The following is a 16409-nucleotide window of genomic DNA, read 5'->3' on the forward strand; positions in this document are numbered from 1 at the left end:
GCCCTGGCTCGGATCTGGGAGCGGGCTGCCATGGAGCGGCTGGACTCGGCCTTCGCGGAGGCGTTCGGCAGCCCGATCGGCGGCGGCCCGGACGACGACGGCCTGGTCGGCGGGGTCCCGGACGACGTGGCGCTGGAGCGCGTCGTGGTGCGCGGCCCGGCCGCGTACGCACTGACCCGGCTCGCCGGGCGTCCCGAGGACCTGCTTGTACTGGGTACGGGCGCACGGCGTCCGCTGACCCGGCTGCTGCGCGGCACGGTGCGCCGCAGGGCCCTGGCCCACGCGCACGGCCCCGTGATGCTGGTCGCGCCGCCCGCCGAGCCGCCGGCGCTGCCGCGGGCCGTCCGGCGCGAACTACGCCGGCTCACACCGGAGGACTTCCTGCGCCCCACGGGCCTCGGCGCGTCCCGCTGAGCCCCGCGTCCCCGGGCCCATGGGGGCGGAGCCGAACGGGCGCGGAGAGGGCGCGGATAGAATCCGGGCATGATCGAAGAGGTCCAGGTCATCGGCGGCTGGGCGATCCGCTGTGTCTGGTCGGACGAGTCGCACCTGCCGGTGGAGCTCCACGTGACCCCCGCGGAGGGCGCGGAGCACCTGACCAACGCGCGCGGTCAGCGCGTCCACCAGCAGGGCATCTCCTCCACCGTGCTGCGCGAGGTCAAGCTGGCCCGGCCGCAGTCGAGCGGACGCGCCGTCGGCGACGCGATCCGGGAGCTCAACGAGGCCGTCGAGGCGCTGCAGGCCTTCACCGCCGGAGGCCGCGGCAGCATCACCGAGGACTACCTGCGCGCCCTGTCCCGCGCCTACAAGGCCTGCGGGCCGGCCCACACCACGACCTCGGTGAAGATGCTGGCCGAGGCGACGGGGCGCAACGGCAAGACGGTGATGAACCACCTCACCAAGGCTCGCAAGCTCGGCTACCTCGGCTGATTCACCCGATACTGGAGGTGCGGGCCAACGGGCCCACGGTCCAGCGGTCCACGGACGGCGATCCGCACCAGGCGGCCACCGGCGCTGAGGAGACGGTCATGACCAACCGCGACGGCAGTTTCGAGCTCGTCTTCTCCGCAGGCGACGGAGGCGGCTCGGACGACACCGTGATCGTTCACCCGACCGGCGCGATCGGGCCGAGCGGAAACCCTGTCTACCGCGACGACACCGGGATCATCCAGGTGGAGATCAACGACAACTGCGAGGCGCGGATGCTCCCCACCAGCAGCCACCAGCATCCCCGCCGTCCGGCCTCCTGCCGCCCCCTCGGCGGCCGGGCCGCCAGCTGACCGACGCGCCCCCACCGGGCGGCAGCGGCGTCCGGCTCACGGCGCGCATGCAGGATCTCCCCAGCTGAAGCGGACATACTGCCGCCGTAGAGTGCTCGGAAGTGCACACGGGTGCAGCCGGTACGCACGAGGAGGCACACCCATCACCGCCACGTCCACGCGCGCGTCCGCCGCGCCCGGCGCCGTATCGCTGCGCGCACTGCGCTCCCGGCTGCCCGGCGGCAGGTCGGTGTTCTGGCTCGCCCTGGTCGCGGCCCTGTACGCGGTCTCGCAGTTGGTCTTCGTGACGCCCTCGATGGGCCTGGGCTGGGACGAGACCATCTACGTCAGCCAGGTGTCCGCGCACGTGCCGGCCGAGTTCTTCAGCGCGCCGCGCTCGCGCGGGATCACCCTGGTGGTCGCTCCCCCGGCCGCCGTCACCCATTCGACGGTGGCCCTGCGGGTGTATCTGTCGCTGCTCTCCGCCCTCGGGCTCTTCCTCGCCCTGCTGGCCTGGCGCCGGGTGCGCGACACGCGGGTGCTGGCGCTGGCCGGGGCGCTGTTCGCGACCCTGTGGATCACCGAGTACTACGGGCCGCAGGCGATGCCCAACCTCTGGATCGCCCTCGGCGGGCTCGCCGCAGTCGGCTGCTTCCTCGACGCGCTGCGCCGCCCTGCGGCGCGCCTGCCGCTCCTGGGACTGGTCGCGGCGCTGGCCGTCGCCGCGCTGATGCGACCGAGCGACGCCGTCTTCCTGGCGCTCCCGCTGCTCGGCGTGGCCCTGTACCGGCGGCGGCCGCGGCTGCTGCTCGCGGCGCTCGGCGGCCTGCTCGCGGGGACGGCGGAGTGGATCGCGGAGGCGTACGCCAGGTTCGGCGGCGTCGGCGAGCGGCTGCACCTGTCCAGCCTGAACGAGGGCGGACTGGGCCTGCACTGGGCCGTGGGCGATGTGCTGCGCTCGGTGAACGGCCCGATCCTGTGCCGGCCGTGCGACGTGAGCCTGAACCACAAACCGCTGGAGCTGGCCGCCTGGTGGCTGCTGCTGCCGGTCCTCGTCGTGGGCGGGGTCCTGGTCGAGCGGCGGGCCGGGCGGCTGGGCGCGGCCCTGCTGCCCGCGCTGTGCGGCTTCTCGGTGGCCGTGCCCTACCTCTTCATGATCGACTACTCGGCGCCGCGCTTCCTGCTCCCCGCCTACGCGCTGCTCCTGGTCCCGGTGGCGAGCCTGCTGGCCTGGCTGGTCACCACGGGTTCGCGGCGCCGTCGGCGCTGGGCGACGGCCGTCGTCGGGCTGGGCCTGGTCCTGCAGTTGGCCGGGCAGTACCAGCAGCTGACCGAGGAGGTCTCGTACACCGTCGCCTCGCGTGCGGACCAGCCGTACGCGGTCCCGCAGTTCGCGCGGCTGGGGCTGACCGGGAACTGCCTGCTCACCGGCGAGGACGCCGAGCCGCTCGGCTACTACACCGGCTGCCGCTCGGTGGAGACCAGCGGCAACGACGCCGACATCACCACGGCGCAGCTGCTGCGCGAGGCCGGGCGACAACCCACGGCCCTGCTGCTCTATCCGGGTGACCGGGTCCCCGACTACGCCCGCCGTTGGACCCGGCACACGGTCGTCGGCCGCGACGGGCGGACGAACTACCTGGTGTACCTGGCCCCCGCCGCGGCTCAGGGCGAGTGGGTCCACACGAGCAGGACGTACCCGCCGAAGTAGGCCGAGAGGACCGTCAGGAAGCCGAGGACGACCACCGCGGTGCCGGTGCGCGCCCGGGCGAGGGAGACGGCCGGCTTGAGCAGCAGCGGGAAGGCGGCGACCAGGAACCGCGCCTTGGCGTTGTAGTACCCGGAGCCGCCGAGCGCGAGGACCAGGAGCAGCGCGCTGAAGAGCAGCAGCGGCCAGGGCTGCCGGTCCAGGACGGAGAGCACGAAAAGCACCACGGCCAGCGCCAGGACCAGGGTGACCAGGTAGAGGTCCAGCGGGACGGGCCGGGTGAGGACGGTCCGGAGTTCACGCAGCGTGTAGCCGCCGCCGTCGAACGAGGAGCCCCAGCCCGCCTTCTGTATGTGGAACCAGCCGTCCAGGCGGTGCACCCGCAGTCCGACCCAGCCGAGGTAGCCCAGCCAGCCGAGCGGGGCGAGCAGCAGCGCCGCCCACGCCTGCCAGCCGGCCCGGCGACGGACGACCGCCAGCAGCGCGGCCAGGCACACCACCGGCACCAGGGCCACGGCGTTCGGCCGGGACAGCCCCGCGAGCAGGCACAGCGCACCGGCGGGCAGCCAGTGCTCGGTGAGGACGCAGTACAGCGTCCAGACGGCGAGCGCGGTGAAGAGGCTCTCGCTGTAGGCCATCGACTCGGTGAGCGCGTGCGGCAGGACGCCCCACAGGACCGCGAGGACGATCCCGGTGCGCTGGTCGTACAGCAGGTTGCCGACCGCGTAGAGGCCCCACGCGGCCACGAGGCCCGAGAGCCAGGCGATCGCGATCGCCGCGCCCGCCGCGCTCAGCGGGGAGGCCAACATCAGGGCGCGTGCCGACATCGGGAAGAGCGGGAAGAACGCCATGTTGCTGAGCAGCGGGTACCCGTGGTCGTAGCCGTGCTCGATGATCCGCACGTAGAGGGCCGAGTCCCACTCGTGGCCCAGCAGGTGCGACAGGCTCTTGTGGTCCGCGGCGCCCCAGAACCACAGGACGACCACGCCGGTGATGCGCGCCAGCAGGTAGGCGCCGACCGCGAACGCGGCGGGCCGACCGCTCGCGCGCAGGCGTGACCCGGGCCGCGTGACGCGCTCCAGGTCGGCGGGACGTATCAGTCCGGACAGTTCACTGTTCCTTTCCGCTCCACATCTGCTATCTGCTCTCCTCCACATCTGCGCTGCTCCCACCCTGCACGCTTCGACGCTACGCACGGGGCGTCAGGTGCGCGCGACGACCGGACGCGGCCACTTGTCAAGGTTGCCTTGACACCCCGAGGATGTAAAGGCATCCTTGACACATGAGCGATCCTTCGCCGACCCTCGCGGACCTGAGCGGCCTGCTGGCGGGGCAGGCTACGGCCCTGGCGCAAACAGCGGGCAACCTGCTGGTGTCGCCCGACCACCTGGATCTGGTCCGGCGCGCGCAGGCCGTCGACGGCCTGGCCGAGCAGGTGCTCAAGCTGAGCGTGCAGCAGGCCCGCGACGCGGGGCGGACCTGGCAGGAGATCGGCGACCTGCTCGGCGTCACCCGCCAGGCCGCCTTCCAGCGGTTCGGCAGACCCATCGATCCCCGGACGGGAGAGCCCATGGACAAGACGGTGCGCGTGGCCGACGCCGCGCAGCGCGCGGTCGCGATCGTCACGGCCGTCCTGGAAGGCCGCATGGAGGAGGCCCGGCGGTCCTTCGACGCCCAGGTCCTCGCGGCCTTCACCGACGAGGTCCGCGGCGACGGCTTGGCCACGGTGACCGGCCTGGTCGGGGCCTTCGAGGGCTTCGGCGAGGCCGAGCCCTTCGTCCGCCGCGTCGGCGAGCACACGGTCGTCGACATCCCGCTGCGCTACGAGGCCGGCGAGATGAAGGCGCGCGTCGCCTTCGACACCGACGAGAAGGTCGCCGGCCTCTTCATCCTCACCCCCGAGACCCCGTGAGAAGCACGTGAACGAGAACCCGACCACGAACCCGGGCCCGGACGCTCCGGACTCCTACGACGACGGCGCGATCGTCTGCGACGACCAGGGCCTCGCCATCCGCCGCTACTACCCCTGGGGGACCAAGCGGATCCCCTACGCCGCCGTCCGCTCCGTCGAGACCCTCCCGCTGACCGGCGCGAACGCGGTGCGCCGGTGGCGCATCTGGGGCTCGGGGGACTTCCTCCACTGGTGGAACCTCGACCCGCACCGGCCGCAGAAGGACACGGCGCTCGTGCTCGACGTCGGCCGCCGGATCCGCCCCACGATCACCCCGGACGACCCGGCCGCCGTCACCCAGCTCCTCGCCGCGCGGACCGGCGGTCCGACGTCCTGAGGGGGCGTGACCGTCGGGCCCCGGCCTTCGGACTCGTCGGTCACCTGCGAGCCACGTCAAGGGCACGTCAGGGTCCTGGGGCAGGCTGCAGGGAACGCGTCAGGACGAGGCCCCCGGCCGTCGGTTCGGTGGTCCCATCGATCCTGAGAGCGACGCCGACCCGGCGCCGCGACCTGCCAGGAGGCGATGGCCGTGGGCCAGCAAGTGATGACCGTCGAGGAGCCCCGGACCGGGGGGTCCGACGTCTTGAGCGCGTTCCGTCCGACCGCGCCACACCATCGCCGTCCCGCTCCCGTCGTACCCGCCGCCGCGGACGACGCGGACGACGCGGACGACGTCGAGCTCAACCTCTACGCCAACTGCCGGATCTCCGCGCGCTTCCTGATGTGAGCGGCGCCGCACACCCGCTCCGCGTCCCACCGCGCGGAGCGCGGTCCCGGCAAGATCGCGTCAAGAGATCGAGGTCCCGCGTCAGGCTCGCGTGAGGATGGCACGGACCACGTCCCGCCGGCGGGTTGAATGGCTGGTGACGGGAGGCGGCGCGCCTCGCGGGGCACTCCGCGAAGCGCCGCGCCCGACCGACCTGCGAGCCCGACCCGACGGCCTTCCCGGGAGCGTAGGCAGGTCAGTCCTGCCGGGGCCGGGGACGTGCTCACAGCCCGGCCCCGGCGCGACTGACGGACCCGCGGCAAGAGCGCGTCAAGAGCGGGGGCGGTGCCATATGCGGGGTGTCAGGACCGGTCCGGCGGCCTCGACCTGGGCGGGCAGCACGGGTTGAGTGTCCGGCAGCGACAGCTCGCGTCGAATCCCCCGGAGAGGACGTCCCGTGTCCATCAGCTACCCGCGTGCGGAGCGGCAGCACCGACGGATCGCCCGGCGGGGCCCGCACACCCTGGCGGCCTTCTCGGCCCCGGCTGCCACACCGCAGCCGCCCCACGGCATCGTGGTGGATCCGGCCCGCCGCTCCGCCTCGGCGGCAGCGCGCCCGCTGCGGCTGACCCGGCTGGAGTTCGACCTGCTGGCCCATCTGGTGTCCCAGCCGCTGCGCGTGTTCACCCGCAGCCAACTGCTGGAGGCGGTCTGGGACCTGGCCGCCGTCGGCGACGGCCGCACCGTGGACGTCCACGTCACGCGGCTGCGCCGAAAGCTGGGCCCGGCGCACCGCCAGATGATCGCGACGGTACGAGGCGTCGGCTACACCTACGACCCGACGGCCTGCTGAGCCTGCCGGGGGCGGGCGGCGGCGCCCGGCGGCTCTCTGACCAGGCAGGGGAGCGCGAGTCCTCCACAGGACGGGCACGAGTGCACCGGAGAGTGAAAGTCCCTTGCAGAATCGCGCACATGAGCCCTTATCGGACCAATGTTCGCACTTACTTCCCTAGGCTGATCGCAGTCCCGACCTCCACCCTCCGCACGCTCGCGGGTGGGCGGCGTTGCTCGGCATGTCCCTGCTCCGAAAGATCGGCCAGCTCGTGAACGACGCACAGCCCGACTCGGGCAGACCCCTGCGCCCGAACGAGATCGCCCTGCTCCGCGCGAGCCGCGAGCTGCTCAACCCGCTCGCGGACGAGATGGCGGTCTACTTCTACGCCATCCTGTTCCAACGCCACCCCGAGGTCCGGCTGCTCTTCCCCGCCAACCTCGACGTGCAGCGGTCCCGGCTGCTGCAGGGCGTGCTGCGGATGATCGACCTCGCCGACGACCCGGCGAACCTCGCACCGTTCTGCCGCCGTCTCGGCCGGGACCACCGCAAGTTCGAGGTCCTCGCCCACCACTACCCCGCGGTCGGCGCGGCCCTGCTCGACACGCTCGCGCGCTTCGCCGACGGGGCCTGGACCCCGCACCTGGCCGACATCTGGTCCAGGGCGTACCAGTTGGTCGCCCAGATGATGATCGCCGCCGCCGAGGACGACGCCGCCGTCAACCCCGCCGTCTGGCACGCCCAGATCGTCGGCCACCGGCTGCGCGGCCCGAACATCGCCGAGGTCACCGTCCTGCCCGAAGCGCCCTACCCCTTCGTGGCCGGCCAGTACGCGTCCGTGGAGACGCCGTGGGAGCCGCGGATGTGGCGTCACTACTCTCCCGCCAACGCGCCGCGCGAGGACGGGACCCTGACGTTCCACGTCAAGGCCGTCCCCGACGGCCGGGTCAGCCGCCCGCTGGTGAACCGGGCCCGGGTCGGCGACCTGCTCCGACTCGGCGCGGCGCAGGGGGAGATGATCCTCGACCCGCGCATGGAGCGCGATCTGGTCTGCGTGGCGGGCGGCACCGGCCTGGCTCCGATCCAGGCGCTGGTCGACCAGGCGATCCGCGACGGCAGCGGCCGCTACATGGACGTCTTCGTCGGCGCCCGGACCGCCGACGAGCTCTACGGCTTCGAGGACCTGCTGCGCCTGGCGCAGCGCAACCACTGGCTGAGCGTCCGGGCGGCGGTCTCGCACGAGGAGATCCCGGGGCTGACCGGCACCCTGCCCGAGGTGCTGCGCAAGTTCGGCCCGTACTACCGTCACGACGCCTACGTGTCGGGGCCGCCCGGCATGGTCACCAGCGTCACGCAGGTGCTGCTCGACCTCGGCGTTCCTCGGGGCCGGCTCCGCCGGGACCCCTTCGACGCACCGGCCCTGGAGGCGGCCGGGGCGGCCGGGGGGACGGCCTCGCCCCGGCGGCTCGACCGGATCCCGCACCAGCAGCTGCGCACCTGACCGCTCGTCGGCGCGGCTATGCGCCGACCCGGCCGCCGTCCGGCGCCGGGACGGCGGGAGGCGGCCCGGTCCCTTCGGAGCGGCGGGCGGTGATCGTCAGCCCGGCGGCCCGGCGAGGCCCGCGTCGTGGGCCAGCAGGCCCGCCTGGGTGCGGTTCACGCAGCCCAGCTTGTCCAACAGCCGTGAGACATAACCCTTGACCGTCGCCTCGGAGAGGCTCAGGCGCGCCGCGATGGCCGCGTTCGGCAGGCCCTCGCCGAGGCAGGCCAGCACCTCCGTCTCGCGTTCCGTCAGCGTCGCGAGCAGCTTGCGCGCGCGGCGGCGCGCGGAGTCGGCGTCGTCGGAGGCGGCGACGAGGCGGCGCGCGGCTGTCGGGGACAGGACGGTGTGGCCCTCGGCGGCGACCCGGACGAGGTGGATGAGGTCCTGCGGCGGGGTCGACTTGACCAGGAAACCCGTCGCCCCGGCGCGCAGCGCGCGCAGGACGTACTGGTCGGCGTCGAAAGTGGTCAGCACGACCACCCGGGGCGGGTCGGCGAGGCGGTTGATGTGGCCGATCGCGGTCAGGCCGTCCATGCCGGGCATGCGCAGGTCCATCAGCACCACGTCGGGGGTGGTCCGGCGGACGGCCTCGACCCCGGCCGCGCCGTCGTGCGCCTCCGCGACGACCTCGATGTCCTCGGCCGAGCCGAGGATGGTGCGGAGGAACCCGCACACCATCGGCTCGTCGTCGACCACCACGACCCTGGCCACCCGTCACCTCACCGGTTCGGTCGTCTGCTGGACTGTCGGGACGTACGCGGGCAGCACCGCCTCGACCTCGAAGCCGCCGTCCGGAGTTCGTCCCGTGTGCAGTGTGCCCTGGACGAGTTCGATGCGCTGCCGCAGCTGGGCGATCCCGAGACCGGAGCCGGTGTCCGCCAGGGCCGCGGCCGGGCCGCCGGCCGGGGGCGCCTCGGGGCGGGTGTTGCGGACGGCGACGCGCACGCGCGTCTCGCCGTACTCGACGCGGACGGTGACCCGGGCACCGGGTGCATGCTTGCGCACGTTGGTCAGCGCCTCGCGCACCACGCGGTAGGCGGTGCGGCCGACGACGGGCGAGGCCAGCGAACGGGCGCCCTCCTCGACCAGCTCGGTGGGGACGCCGACCGCGTCCGACTCGGCGACCAGCGTCGGGATGCCCTCGACGGACGGGGTCGGGTCGCCCTCGGGCTCGGCGCGCAGGATGCCGACCAGGTCGCGCAGTTCGTCGAGAGCCTGGCACCCGGCCGAGCGCAGCTCCTCCGCCGCACGCCGCGTCGGCTCGTCGGCGGCGGTGACCTGCATCGCGCCCGCCTGAAGCACCATCAGGCTGACCCGGTGGGTCACGATGTCGTGCATCTCCCCGGCCAGCCGGGCCCGTTCCTCGGCACGGGCCTGGCGGGCGAGCAGGTGCTGCTCCCGCTCCGCACGCTCGGCGCGCTCCCGCAGCGCCAGGAGCAGCCGGTGCCGGGCGTCGAAGTAGAGCGCCAGCAGCGGCCCGACCGCCGTGCGCAGCAGGCCGACGGTCATGACGGAAAGCGAGCCGTCCCACGGCCTCATCACGACCAGCGTGAGCGCGGCCAGCATGAGCAGCGCGGTGCGCCGGCCCCGGCGGTCGCGCACGTAGAAGACCGGACCGTAGGCCGCGAGGACCGTGCCGTAGGGCGCCCAGATCGCTCCGCCGTGTTCGGGGGTCACCGCGCGGACGGGCGAGATCAGCAGCGTCAGCACGAGGGTGAAGACCCCCAGCACAGCGACCACGGTCAGCGGCACGACCCGCCGGAAGGCCACCAACGCGACGGCCAGCGCCTGCACCACGAGCAGACTCCAGGCGAGCGTGTCCGGGTGCGCCGGCCACCAGCTCTGACCGCTCGCGGTGGCGACGGTGTCCAGCGCGACGAAGACGGCGGCGAGGCCCACGTCCACGGCGAACCAGTGCTTGCCGTGCCACGGCAGCCTGTGATTCATGCTGCCCACCGTAGGTCATGCGCGGGGCCGCGACGCCGACAGCGCGCCAGGTCGCGACCTTGGTCGGCGGCGCACCCTACGAAAGTCGCATGCCTCCCTGCGCGGCCCGCCGTTCGTCGCCCGCGGAACCGACGGGCTGGTCTGCCGCGGGACGGGTCGGCGCCCGTGGAATGGAGGCAGACCTCAACAGACAGGACCTCTCCGGAAGGGGACTGCGATGACGACCACGACGACGGCGCTCGACCTGGGGCGCTATGTGATCGACCCGGGCGGCTCTTCGGTCACGTTCACCACCCGGCACCTGTTCGGCCTCGGCCTGGTGCGCGGCGGCTTCGCGATCCGCTCCGGGGCCGTCGAGCTCGCCGAGCCGGTGTCGGCCTCGGCTGTCACCGCCGAGCTGGACGCGGCCAGCTTCCGCACCGGCCACGCCTCCCGCGACGCGACCGTGCGCTCGGCGAGGCTGCTGGACACCGACCGGCACCCGCGCATCGTCTTCGTCTCGGAGACGGTCTCCGAGGCGGAGGTGACGGGGACGCTGACCGCGCACGGGGTGTCGCGCCCGGTACGGCTGGCGATCACCGACACCACGGTCTCCGCCGAGGGCAGCGGGTTCCACGTCCGCGCGACGACCAGGATCGACCGCACGGCCTTCGGCGTCACCGCGATGCGCGGCCTGGCCGGCCGCCACCTGGAGCTGACTGTCGAGGTCACCTGCGTGCACGCGTCCCTGCACGATGGGACGGCGGGGTGGGAGCGGTGACGACGCGCACCCTGAACCTGCGCAGGCGCGGCGCGGTGTTCGTCCTCGACGACTCCGCCGCGGCGGCGTCGCTGCGGCCCGGCCGCAGGATGCGCAGCGCGGAGATCTGCGTGGACGGCCGCACCGTCGAGGTCCGCGTCAACGACCACCGCCCCAGCGGCGTCAGCATCGACGGGCTGCTGCGGCTGGATCCGCGCGGCAGCCGCGTCGCGCCGGAGGGCGAGCCGGTCGGTTGGACGATGGGCCGGGAGCGCGGCTGCTATGCGGCCTCGGTCGTGCGCGGGGAGGACCGCATCGATCTACGGCTGCCGCGACGCGGGGGGCCGCGGGTCGAGATCGTCCTGACCGGCACCTGGCCCGATCTGGAACTGGTGGCCCTCGCCGCCTCCTTCGCCCTGTTGGCGCGCCGACGCGCCGCGCGCCTGCGGGCCATGGCGGTGGCCGGGGCGATGGGCCACGGCCCAGTTACTTGACTTTTGCAACTATATCGACCTACCGTCGCAATACTTGAGGAAGCCAAGCTTCTACCTCCCGAGCATGCGCGGAAGGACCCCAGAACGCCATGAACGCCAGCATCCCCGCCACCGACCTCCCCGCCGTGGTGGCCCGCCTGCGGGCCCACTTCGCCGAGGGACGGACCAAGCCGCTCGCCTGGCGCCGAGCGCAGCTCGCAGCCCTGCGAGCGCTGCTGACCGAGCAGGCCGAGGCGTTCCAGCAGGCGCTCCACGCCGATCTCGGCAAGAGCGCGGCGGAGGCCTACCGGACCGAGATCGGCTTCACGCTGAACGAGCTCGACCACACCGTCGCCCACCTGGAGGAGTGGCTCGCACCGAAGCCCGCCGGGGTGCCCGGGGTGTTCCAGCCGGCCGAGGCGCGGGTGGTGCGCGACCCTCTCGGCGTGGTGCTGATCATCGGGCCGTGGAACTACCCGCTGCAGCTCGCCCTCGCTCCGCTGGTCGGCGCGCTCGCGGCCGGCAACACAGCCGTGGTCAAGCCCAGCGAGCTGGCCCCGCAGACCTCCGCCGCCCTGGCCCGGCTGCTGCCGCGCTACCTGGACCCCGAGGCCGTGACGGTCGTGGAGGGCGGCGTCCCCGAGACGACGGAGCTGCTGGAGCAGCGCTTCGACCACATCTTCTACACCGGCAACGGCACGGTCGGCCGGATCGTGATGGCGGCGGCCGCCCGGCACCTCACGCCCGTCACCCTGGAACTCGGCGGCAAGAGCCCGGTCGTGGTCGAGCCGGGGGCCGACCTGGAGGTCACCGCACGGCGACTCGCGCAGGGCAAGTTCCTCAACGCCGGACAGACCTGCGTCGCACCGGACTACGTCCTCGCCGTCGGCGAGGCGGCCACCGCCCTGGAGCCTCACCTGGTGGCAGCCGTACGGGAGTTGTACGGGGAGGACCCGAGGGAGGCGGCCTATGGCCGGATCGTGAACGAGCGTCACTTCGACCGGCTGACGGCGCTGCTGGACCACGGCCGGCTCGTCATCGGCGGCGAGCACGACCGCGCGGACCGCTACCTCGCCCCGACCGTGCTGGCGGACGTCCCCCCGGACGCGCCGGTGATGCAGGCGGAGATCTTCGGCCCGATCCTGCCGATCATCGCCGTGCCGGACCTGGACGCCGCGATCGCCTTCATCAACGAGCGGGACAAGCCGCTCGCCCTCTACGCCTTCACGCCCTCGGAGCAGACCAAGCGCCGACTGACGGAGGAGACCTCCTCCGGGGCCCTCTCCTTCGGCCTGCCGGTCTCCCATCTGGCCATGCCCGAGCTGCCGTTCGGCGGCGTGGGCGAGAGCGGCATGGGCCGCTATCACGGCGCGTACTCGCTGGAGACCTTCAGCCACGCCAAGGCGGTCGTGGACAAGCCGCTGGACTGAAAGCGGCTTGCTGCGGATTGGCAAGGACCCGTCACCGGTTGCAGCCAAATCGGGGGTCACGACCGGCATTTGACGGTTTCTTGCGCAAGTCCGTGACTTTTTCTCAATTCATGTTCTCAATATTGCATGCGTGCTTCGCGGAAGTTACGGTTCCAGCCGCTCGGCGGTCTGCCGGCACCCTCTTCGTTCCGCGAAGGAGCAACCGTTGTCCGGATGGTCCCTACGCAAGCTGAACCGAGCCGTCGCTCTCGGAGGCGGCGCGCTGCTCGTGGCGGCCGGGGTCGTCGCCCCGGCCGCCGCCCAGGCGGCCTACGCCGCGACGCCCCTGGCGACCGGCGGCAGCGGCGCGAGCCTGCCCTACGCCGAGGTGCAGGCGGAGAACTCCGCCACCAACGGCACCGTGATCGGCCCCAGTTACACCCAGGGCCAGCTCGCCGACGAGGCCTCGGGTCGCAAGGCCGTGACGCTGGCGGGCAATGGCAGCGGCCAGTACGTCAGCTTCACCACACCCGTCGCCACCAACTCGATCGACTTCCGCTACTCGATCCCGGACAGCTCCGACGGGTCGGTCTACACCGCGCCGCTCTCGCTCTACATCAACGGCGTCAAGCAGGCCGACTTCACGCTCACCAACGCCTACAGCTGGTTCTACGGGAGCTACCCGTTCACCAACTCCCCCGGCAGCAACCCGCACCACTTCTACGACGAGGTGCACCGGCTGCTGAGCGCCACCTATCCGGCGGGCACCACGTTCAAGCTCCAGGTGGACTCGGGCGACAACGCCTCCTCCTACACCGTCGACCTCGCCGACTTCGAGAACGTCGGCGCGGCGCTGACGCAGCCGTCCGGGTCCGTCTCGGTCACCAGCGAGGGCGCCGACCCGACCGGGGCCGCCGACTCCACCAGCGCCTTCAACGCGGCCATCTCGGCCGCCGGTCCGGGCGGCACGGTGTGGATCCCGCCAGGCACCTACGACATCCCGGGCCACATCGCGGTCAACAACGTGACCGTCGCCGGCGCGGGCATGTGGTACTCGACCGTCACCGGCGCCGCACCCGGCTTCTACGGCAACTCGGCGCCCAACCCCAGCACCAATGTGCACCTGCAGAACTTCGCCGTCTTCGGCAACGTGCAGGACCGCAACGACGGCGCCCAGGTCAACGGCATCGGCGGCGCGATGTCCAACTCGTCGGTGACCAACGTGTGGATCGAGCACGACAAGGTCGGCGCGTGGATGGACGGGCCGATGGACTCACTGACCTTCAGCGGCATGCGGATCCGCGACACCACCGCCGACGGCATCAACTTCCACGGCGGCGTCACCAACTCGAAGGTGACGAACAGCGACATCCGCAACACCGGTGACGACGGCATCGCCACCTGGGCCGACTCCAGCATCGGTGCGGACGCGAACGACACCGTCTCCAACAACACCGTGCAGCTGCAGATGCTGGCCAACGGCATCGCCATCTACGGCGGCCACGACAACACCGTCACCGGCAACCTGGTCCAGGACACCGGCATCACCCAGGGCGGCGGGATCCACGTCGGCCAGCGCTTCACCTCCACGCCGGTCGGCACGACCACCATCTCCAACAACACCCTGATCCGGAACGGCAGCCTGGACCCGAACTGGCAGTTCGGCGTCGGCTCGCTCTGGTTCGACGGCAGCCAGGGCGCCATCACCGGGCCGATCAACGTCTCCAACACCCTGATCGAGCAGAGCCCCTACGAGGCGATCCAGTGGGTCGAGGGCACGATCAGCGGCGTCAACCTCAACACCGTCACCATCGCAGGAACCGGCACCTTCGCGCTGCAGGAGCAGACCGGCGGCGCGGCGTCGTTCACCAACGTGACCGCGACCGGCGTGAACGGGCCGGCGCCGGTGTACAACTGCGAGGGCGGCAACTTCGTCGTCACCGACAACGGCGGCAACTCCGGGATCAGCGGAACCCCGTACTGCAGCGGCTGGCCGACCCCGGTCTACCCGCCCTACCCGGCCACCGGCGTCACCGCCTCGCCGAGCGCGCTGAACTTCGGCTCCGTGGCCACCGGCGCGACCAGCGCGGCGCAGACCGTCACCGTCGCCAACCCGACCTCCTCGGCCGCGTCGGTGTCGTCGATCGCCACCACCGGGGACTTCGCCCAGAGCAACAGCTGCGGCAGCTCCATCGCAGCAGGCGCCTCCTGCACGGTGAGCGTCACGTTCGCCCCGACGGCGAGCGGCAGCCGCAGCGGCAACCTCACCGTCACCGCGGGCGGGGTCACCAACACGGTCAGCCTCTCGGGGACCGGCACCGCGCCCGGCCCGGTGCTCGGGGCGAACCCGGCGAGCCTGACCTTCGGCCGCACCGTCGTCGGCGCGAGCGGCGGCACCAAGACGGTCACCCTCACCAACTCCGGCACCAGCACGGCGACCGTCTCCACCATCGCGACCACCGGTGACTTCAGCCAGACCAACACCTGCGCGACGATCGCGGCCGGCGCCTCCTGCACCGTCACCGTCGGCTTCACCCCGACCGCCGCGGGCACCCGCACCGGCACGCTGACGGTCACCAGCAACGCCAACAACAGCCCCACCAGCGTTGGCCTGACCGGCACCGCCATCGACAGCACCACGAACATCGCGGCCGGCCAGCCCGCCTCGGCGAGCTCCAGCAACGGCCAGTACGTGCCCGCCGACCTGACCGACACGGACCCGTCGAGCTACTGGGAGAGCGCCAACGGCTCCTTCCCGCAGTGGGCGCAGGTCGACCTCGGGCAGAGCTACAGCATCGGCAAAGTCGTGCTGCGCCTGCCCCCGTCCACCGCGTGGGGCGCGCGCACCGAGACGCTCTCGGTGCTCGGCTCGACCGACGGAACCAACTTCAGCACCATCGTGGGCTCGACGGGCTACAACTTCGACCCGAACGCGAACAACAACACCGTCACCATCCCGTTCGGCGCCACCAACGCCCGCTATGTGCGGGTGAACATCACCGCCAACACCGGCTGGGCGGCGGGCCAGCTCTCCGACTTCGCGGTCTACCCGAGCGCGGGCGGCTCCTCTGCCGCGACGCTCTCGGCGGCCCCGACCTCGCTGAGCTTCGCCGGCCAGACCGTCGGCTCGACCAGCGCCGCGCAGGCGGTCACGGTCACCAACACCGGCAACGCCGCCGCGTCCGTCTCCTCGGTCACCACCAGCGGGGACTTCGCGCAGACCAACACCTGCGGCAGCTCGCTCGCCGCCAACGCGTCCTGCACCGTGAACGTCACCTTCACGCCGACCGCGACGGGCACCCGGACCGGCAGCGTCACCGTCAACGGCAACGCGTCGAACAACCCGCTGACGATCGCGCTCACCGGCACCGGCACCAGCAGCGCGCCGACGAACCTGGCGCTGCACAAGGCGACCAGCGAGTCCAGCAACACCCAGAACTACGTCTCGGCCGACGTCACCGACGGCGACCAGTCCACCTACTGGGAGAGCGCCAACGGCAGCTTCCCGCAGTGGGTCCAGGTGGACCTCGGCGCGTCGCAGAGCGTCAGCCGGGTCGTACTGGAGCTGCCGAACAGCACCTCGTGGGGAGCGCGCAACCAGACGCTCTCGCTGCAGGGCAGCGCCGACGGCAGCAACTTCACCACCGTCGTCGGCTCGGCCACCTACACGTTCGACCCGAACGTGGGCGGCAACACGGTCACCCTCACCTTCCCGGCGAGCACCCAGCGGTACTGGCGGGTCAACGTCACCGCCAACACCGGCTGGCCGGCGGGGCAGCTCTCGGAGTTCCAGATCTTCAACAGCTGAACCCGTCGGACCACGGCGTGCCGCCGCAGGGTGC

At 72.4% G+C, this 16409-nt stretch carries 16 protein-coding genes; 13 read left to right on the plus strand and 3 right to left on the minus strand.

The window, feature by feature from the left end:
* From TR48_RS43660 to TR48_RS27140, 4 genes are all read left to right on the plus strand, one after another.
* Positions 1-414 (plus strand): universal stress protein (locus TR48_RS43660; protein WP_236652355.1); only part of this gene is annotated, 414 nt, incomplete at its 5' end.
* 69 nt (positions 415-483) lie between these two features.
* The gene (locus TR48_RS27130; protein WP_042372058.1) at positions 484-930 is read left to right on the plus strand and encodes a helix-turn-helix domain-containing protein; all 447 of its coding nucleotides are present in this window, start codon (positions 484-486) and stop codon (positions 928-930) included.
* A gap of 98 nt (positions 931-1028) precedes the next feature.
* Positions 1029-1280 (plus strand): DUF6296 family protein, encoded by a 252-nt coding sequence (locus TR48_RS27135; protein WP_042372121.1) that lies wholly within the window; start codon positions 1029-1031, stop codon positions 1278-1280.
* Between the two features lie 229 nt (positions 1281-1509).
* The gene (locus TR48_RS27140) at positions 1510-2970 is read left to right on the plus strand and encodes a hypothetical protein (protein ID WP_152628204.1); all 1461 of its coding nucleotides are present in this window, start codon (positions 1510-1512) and stop codon (positions 2968-2970) included.
* On the opposite strand, the gene TR48_RS27145 is transcribed toward TR48_RS27140, so the two are convergent.
* Positions 2925-4139 (minus strand): putative hexosyltransferase, encoded by a 1215-nt coding sequence (locus tag TR48_RS27145; RefSeq protein WP_201777168.1) that lies wholly within the window; start codon positions 4137-4139, stop codon positions 2925-2927. The two genes, TR48_RS27140 and TR48_RS27145, sit on opposite strands and share 46 nt — an antisense overlap.
* Positions 4140-4249: 110 nt before the next feature.
* On the opposite strand from TR48_RS27145, the gene TR48_RS27150 reads away from it, so the two are divergent.
* The 5 genes from TR48_RS27150 to TR48_RS27170 all read left to right on the plus strand — a co-directional run bounded on the left by TR48_RS27150 (position 4250) and on the right by TR48_RS27170 (position 7957).
* Positions 4250-4879: a DUF3887 domain-containing protein gene (locus TR48_RS27150; RefSeq protein ID WP_052443083.1), complete on the plus strand. Its 630-nt coding sequence runs from the start codon at positions 4250-4252 to the stop codon at positions 4877-4879.
* A gap of 7 nt (positions 4880-4886) precedes the next feature.
* Positions 4887-5255 (plus strand): PH domain-containing protein, encoded by a 369-nt coding sequence (locus tag TR48_RS27155; protein ID WP_042372063.1) that lies wholly within the window; start codon positions 4887-4889, stop codon positions 5253-5255.
* 192 nt (positions 5256-5447) lie between these two features.
* Positions 5448-5645, plus strand: coding sequence for a hypothetical protein (locus TR48_RS27160; RefSeq protein ID WP_152628205.1), 198 nt, complete (start codon positions 5448-5450; stop codon positions 5643-5645).
* Between the two features lie 436 nt (positions 5646-6081).
* Complete coding sequence (locus tag TR48_RS45815) at positions 6082-6477, plus strand: winged helix-turn-helix domain-containing protein (protein ID WP_052443085.1); 396 nt, start codon at positions 6082-6084, stop codon at positions 6475-6477.
* A 220-nt stretch (positions 6478-6697) separates the two neighbouring features.
* Complete coding sequence (locus TR48_RS27170) at positions 6698-7957, plus strand: globin domain-containing protein (protein ID WP_084729804.1); 1260 nt, start codon at positions 6698-6700, stop codon at positions 7955-7957.
* A 96-nt stretch (positions 7958-8053) separates the two neighbouring features.
* Here TR48_RS27170 and TR48_RS27175 read toward each other — a convergent pair whose 3' ends face one another.
* Complete coding sequence (locus tag TR48_RS27175) at positions 8054-8710, minus strand: response regulator (protein WP_084729801.1); 657 nt, start codon at positions 8708-8710, stop codon at positions 8054-8056.
* 3 nt (positions 8711-8713) lie between these two features.
* Positions 8714-9946 carry a sensor histidine kinase gene (locus tag TR48_RS27180; RefSeq protein WP_042372068.1) on the minus strand — a complete coding sequence of 411 codons (1233 nt, stop codon included), beginning with the start codon at positions 9944-9946 and terminating at the stop codon, positions 8714-8716.
* A gap of 217 nt (positions 9947-10163) precedes the next feature.
* On the opposite strand from TR48_RS27180, the gene TR48_RS27185 reads away from it, so the two are divergent.
* The 4 genes from TR48_RS27185 (at position 10164) to TR48_RS27200 (ending at position 16375) form a co-directional block, all read left to right on the plus strand.
* Complete coding sequence (locus tag TR48_RS27185; protein WP_042372069.1) at positions 10164-10706, plus strand: YceI family protein; 543 nt, start codon at positions 10164-10166, stop codon at positions 10704-10706.
* A complete protein-coding gene (locus TR48_RS27190; RefSeq protein WP_152628206.1) occupies positions 10703-11179 on the plus strand; it encodes a hypothetical protein in 477 nt (158 codons plus the stop codon). The genes TR48_RS27185 and TR48_RS27190 overlap by 4 nt, the downstream gene beginning before the upstream one ends.
* Positions 11180-11268: 89 nt before the next feature.
* Complete coding sequence (locus TR48_RS27195; protein WP_042372073.1) at positions 11269-12588, plus strand: aldehyde dehydrogenase family protein; 1320 nt, start codon at positions 11269-11271, stop codon at positions 12586-12588.
* A 205-nt stretch (positions 12589-12793) separates the two neighbouring features.
* Positions 12794-16375 (plus strand): choice-of-anchor D domain-containing protein, encoded by a 3582-nt coding sequence (locus tag TR48_RS27200; protein WP_042372075.1) that lies wholly within the window; start codon positions 12794-12796, stop codon positions 16373-16375.
* Positions 16376-16409: the final 34 nt, after the last annotated feature.

The organism is Streptacidiphilus neutrinimicus, from assembly GCF_000787815.1.
Classification (GTDB): Bacteria; Actinomycetota; Actinomycetes; order Streptomycetales; family Streptomycetaceae; genus Streptacidiphilus; species Streptacidiphilus neutrinimicus.